This is a genomic window from Pantoea sp. CTOTU49201 (assembly GCF_032054795.1).
Lineage (GTDB): Bacteria > Pseudomonadota > Gammaproteobacteria > Enterobacterales > Enterobacteriaceae > Pantoea > Pantoea symbiotica.
Genome location: NZ_DAMBSA010000413.1, coordinates 1 through 4,008, shown reverse-complemented (window position 1 = coordinate 4,008; position 4,008 = coordinate 1). Strand labels below are relative to the sequence as shown.

At 55.0% G+C, this 4,008-nt stretch carries 4 protein-coding genes and 1 riboswitch; of the genes, 3 read left to right on the top strand and 1 reads right to left on the bottom strand.

Annotated features, from left to right (window positions below; all coding sequences use genetic code 11):
• Positions 1-1,314 (top strand): bifunctional [glutamate--ammonia ligase]-adenylyl-L-tyrosine phosphorylase/[glutamate--ammonia-ligase] adenylyltransferase (gene glnE, locus RTY00_RS21180; protein ID WP_312666037.1); only part of this gene is annotated, 1,314 nt, incomplete at its 5' end.
• 59 nt (positions 1,315-1,373) lie between these two features.
• Positions 1,374-2,798: a bifunctional D-glycero-beta-D-manno-heptose-7-phosphate kinase/D-glycero-beta-D-manno-heptose 1-phosphate adenylyltransferase HldE gene (gene hldE / locus RTY00_RS21175; protein WP_008103420.1), complete on the top strand. Its 1,425-nt coding sequence runs from the start codon at positions 1,374-1,376 to the stop codon at positions 2,796-2,798.
• 37 nt (positions 2,799-2,835) lie between these two features.
• Here hldE and ubiK read toward each other — a convergent pair whose 3' ends face one another.
• Positions 2,836-3,141 (bottom strand): ubiquinone biosynthesis accessory factor UbiK, encoded by a 306-nt coding sequence (ubiK, locus tag RTY00_RS21170; RefSeq protein WP_008103418.1) that lies wholly within the window; start codon positions 3,139-3,141, stop codon positions 2,836-2,838.
• Between the two features lie 171 nt (positions 3,142-3,312).
• Positions 3,313-3,462: riboswitch (FMN riboswitch) on the top strand.
• Between the two features lie 105 nt (positions 3,463-3,567).
• Between ubiK and RTY00_RS21165 the strand changes: the two genes are divergently transcribed.
• Positions 3,568-4,008 (top strand): 3,4-dihydroxy-2-butanone-4-phosphate synthase (locus RTY00_RS21165; protein WP_312666034.1); only part of this gene is annotated, 441 nt, incomplete at its 3' end.

Sequence of the window (4,008 nt, the reverse complement as noted above, 5' to 3'; positions counted from 1 at the left end):
CAGCGCGCAGATGCCGATGTGCTGCTGAACCGTCTGACACCGCTGTTGCTGGGCGTGCTGACGCGCAGCACTTATCTGGAATTACTTACCGAATATCATGGCGCGCTGCGTCATCTGATTCGTCTGTGTGCCGCATCGCCGATGGTTGCCAGCCAGCTGGCGCGCTATCCGCTGCTGCTGGATGAGCTACTCGATCCCGCAACGCTGTATCAACCTACCGCGACCGACGCTTACCGCGACGAACTGCGCCAATATCTGCTGCGAATTCCCACCGATGATGAAGAGCAGCAGCTGGAAGCATTGCGCCAGTTTAAACAGGCGCAGCATCTGCGCATTGCCGCTGCAGATATTGCTGAAACGCTGCCCGTGATGAAAGTGAGTGATCACTTAACGTGGCTGGCAGAAGCGATTATCGAATCGGTGGTACAGCAAGCCTGGCAGATGATGGTGCAGCGTTATGGTCGCCCATCGCATCTCACCAGCGACAACGAACGCGGTTTTGCGGTTGTTGGTTACGGCAAGCTCGGTGGTTGGGAGCTGGGTTATAGCTCTGATCTTGATTTGGTGTTCCTGCATGATTGTCCTGATGATGCAGAAACCGATGGTGAGCGCGTCATTGATGGTCGTCAGTTCTATTTACGCCTGGCGCAACGCGTGATGCATCTGTTTAGCACGCGCACGTCGTCCGGCATTTTGTATGAAGTGGACGCGCGTCTGCGTCCTTCTGGCGCGGCGGGCATGCTGGTCAGTACTTTTGCTGCATTTAACGAATACCAGCGTAACGAGGCGTGGACCTGGGAGCATCAGGCGCTGGTGCGCGCGCGCATTGTGTTTGGCGAACCTGCGCTATGTGAACGCTTTGACGAGATTCGACGTGGCATTCTTTGCCTGCCGCGTGAAGTCGAGACGTTGCAAAAAGAAGTGCGTGAAATGCGTGAAAAAATGCGTGCGCATCTCAGCAATAAACACAAAGGTCGCTGGGAAATTAAGACCGATGCGGGCGGCATCACCGATATTGAATTCATCGCGCAATATCTTGTCTTAGGCTACGCGGCTCATCAGCCAGCGTTGACGCGCTGGTCGGATAACGTCCGCATTTTCGAGTTAATGGCGCGTCACGGCATTATGCCGGATGAAGAGGCGCAGGCTTTAACGCATGCTTACGTCACGTTACGTGATGCGCTGCACCATCTGGCGCTGCAGGAATTGCCGGGCCATGTGGCAGCTGAAGCCTTTGTCGCTGAGCGCGCGGTGGTCAACAACAGTTGGCAGCGTTGGTTAAGCGGCACCGAATCTGACAGCGCGGAACAGTGAGCCTGATGGCTTATGTGGTAATATCCCGCGCATTATTTTGACCGTGTTGGAGTCTCTGAATGAAAGTAACACTGCCCACTTTTGGCAAGGCCACTGTGCTGGTCGTCGGCGATGTGATGTTAGATCGCTATTGGTATGGCCCAACCAGCCGTATTTCCCCGGAAGCGCCGGTGCCGGTGGTGAAAGTGGATACCATTGAAGAGCGTCCAGGCGGCGCGGCAAACGTCGCCATGAACATTGCTGCGCTCGGTGCAGCATCACGGCTGATTGGCTTGACGGGCGCCGATGATGCCGCGCGCGTGCTGAGTGAAACCCTGCAGAAGGTTAATGTCGACTGTGATTTTGTGGCAGTGCAAAGCCATCCAACCATCACTAAGTTGCGCGTGCTGTCGCGCAATCAGCAGCTGATTCGCCTCGATTTCGAAGAGGGTTTTGAGCAGATTGATCCGCAGCCGATTCACGATCGTATGCGCCAATCGCTGACGCAAGCGGGCGCGCTGGTGCTGTCTGACTACGCCAAAGGCGCGCTGAATAGCGTGCAGACCATGATTCAACTGGCGCGTGAAGCTAACGTGCCGGTGCTGATTGATCCCAAAGGCACTGATTTTGAACGTTATCGCGGTGCGACACTGCTAACGCCGAATTTGTCCGAATTCGAAGCGGTGGTGGGTAAGTGCAAAACCGTGGAAGAGATTGTCAGCCGTGGCATGCAGTTAATCGCTGATTATGAGCTCTCCGCGCTGCTGGTCACCCGTTCAGAGAACGGTATGACGCTGCTGCAGCCGGGCAAAGAACCGCTGCATCTGCCTACGCAGGCGCAGGAAGTGTATGACGTGACCGGTGCAGGCGATACGGTGATTGGCGTGCTGGCCGCGGTGCTGGCGGCGGGTGACAGCCTGGAAGAAGCCTGTTTCCTTGCCAATGCTGCTGCAGGTGTCGTGGTTGGTAAGCTGGGTACTTCTACTGTCAGCACGGTTGAGCTGGAAAATGCCATTCACGCCCGTCCGGAAACGGGATTTGGTGTGATGACCGAAGCGGAGTTGAAAGCTGCTGTTGCGCTGGCGCGTCAGCGCGGTGAGAAAGTGGTGATGACCAACGGCGTGTTTGACATCCTGCACGCTGGCCACGTTTCTTATCTGGCGAACGCGCGCAAGCTGGGCGATCGCCTGATTGTGGCCGTTAACAGTGATGCCTCGACGAAGCGTCTGAAAGGCGAAACGCGTCCGGTCAATCCGCAAGAAAATCGCATGATTGTTTTGGGTGCGCTGGAAGCGGTGGATTGGGTTGTACTGTTTGAAGAGGATACGCCACAGCGTCTGATTGCTGGCGTACTGCCGGATCTGCTGGTAAAAGGCGGCGACTACAAACCGGAAGATATCGCGGGAAGCAAAGAAGTGTGGGCAAACGGCGGTGACGTGCGTGTGCTTAACTTCGAAGATGGCATCTCAACCAGCAACATCATCAAAACGATTCGCAGTCATTGAGTGTGAACGGGCGGGAGTCATGCTCCCGCCGATTAGCTTACTGCGGAGTATCGATTTTTCCAGCAGGATCTGGCGTGATGATCGCCGGCGCCGGTGCCGCTGGACTTTCACTTTCCAACTTCGCCAAACGCTGTTCCAGCGCAGCTAATTTCTCGCGCGTACGCAGCAAAACCTGCGTCTGCACATCAAACTCTTCACGGTTAACCAGGTCCATGCGCGTCAACTGCGCCTGCAATACCTGACGGATTTTCTTTTCGACATCATCGCCAAAATCGCGAATCCCTTTCGGCATAGCTTCATGTACCTGGCGAGCCAGTTGTTCAATTTTTTTCGTGTCGATCATGATTATTTCCTGGTTACGGTGGCCGATAGCTGCGCGTGTTCGGACTCAATAGCTATTAAGTGTAATGCCTGAAACGAAAAGGTTAAACCTGAAATCCGCAACGCAGGAAATGCAAAAGCATTTGCACTTTTGTCGATTGCCCGTCCAGATGATTGGCGTTATAGTTTGTTCGCTTATTCTCAGGGCGGGGCGAAATTCCCCACCGGCGGTAAATCAGCTTTCGCTGAAAGCCCGCGAGCGCTTTCACAGCAATGTGAAAGGTCAGCAGATCCGGTGTAATTCCGGAGCCGACGGTTAGAGTCCGGATGGGAGAGGGTAACGACATCAGCCGGGCTTTGCCCGCGTCACGTTTTTGCCATGTGTTTTGTACGCACTCCTAAGCACGCCCTGGTTCTGGTAACTCATATTTTATAAGGTTTTTTTACCATGAATCAGACGCTTCTTTCTGAATTTGGCACGCCTGAACAGCGTGTAGAGCGCGCCATTGATGCGCTGCGCAACGGCCGCGGTGTAATGGTGCTCGACGATGAAAATCGTGAAAACGAAGGTGACATGATCTTCCCGGCTGAAACCATGACCGTTGAACAGATGGCATTAACCATCCGTCACGGCAGCGGGATTGTCTGCCTTTGCATCACCGAAGAACGCCGTCAGCAGCTTGAGCTGCCAATGATGGTGGAAACCAACACCAGCGCTTACGGCACCGGTTTTACGGTGACGATTGAAGCCGCAAGCGGTGTTACCACCGGCGTTTCTGCTGCCGATCGTATCACCACCATTCGCGCTGCAGTCGCTGATGGCGCTAAGCCGTCAGACCTTAACCGTCCGGGCCATGTTTTCCCGCTGCGTGCGCGTGAAGGCGGAGTT